Source organism: Pseudomonas sp. EL_65y_Pfl2_R96 (genome assembly GCF_963970905.1).
GTDB lineage: Bacteria > Pseudomonadota > Gammaproteobacteria > Pseudomonadales > Pseudomonadaceae > Aquipseudomonas.
This window is the reverse complement of sequence record NZ_CAXAQH010000214.1, coordinates 1-535: the sequence shown is the minus strand read 5'-3', so window position 1 is coordinate 535 and position 535 is coordinate 1. Positions and strand designations below refer to the sequence as shown.

The window sequence follows — 535 nt, the reverse complement described above, 5'->3', positions numbered from 1 at the left end:
CGATGCGGCAAGATCGTGTCGCAAGGCCTCGGGCAATGCCGCCAGCGCGCGGCGATAGTCAGCCAGCGGCCAGGTCAAAGTGTCGGAGCGAAGCCCCTCGGCAAGGTCGTCGCGCGTCTCTGCGTCATATCCCGCGCTTGCCAGATCGGCCAAAATCGCCTCGGCCGATGCCAGCGCATCCAGTCCGACGGCATGGGCCATCTGATAGGTCTTGCCGGGATAGGTGGACAGGACCAGCGCCACTTGCCGTTCGCCGACGGCTTTGGCCGCCAACCTAGTCCAACCAGCGACCCGGTCCGCGATCGCCGTGATCCGCTCGGGCTCGGCCCGATGCGCGGTCCGGGCAAATTCGAGCAGCGGATCGCGCGTGCCCGCTTCCTTGAAACTGGCGACCCCGGCGAATAGCCGACCGTCAATCTCGGGCAATACGACATGCATGGCGAGATCGGCAGGTGACAGGCCGCGCGTGCCGTCTGCCCAGGCGGCGCGTCCCGACGTTGCCAGCGCCACTTGAAACACCGGTACCCCCGCCGCG

General features: G+C 67.5%; 1 protein-coding gene. It reads right to left on the bottom strand.

Annotation, left to right across the window (positions count from 1 at the left end):
• On the bottom strand, positions 1–519 hold a 519-nt coding region (locus AACY49_RS30280; RefSeq protein ID WP_339527934.1), incomplete at its 3' end, for a cobaltochelatase subunit CobN.
• Between the last annotated feature and the right edge of the window lie 16 nt (positions 520–535).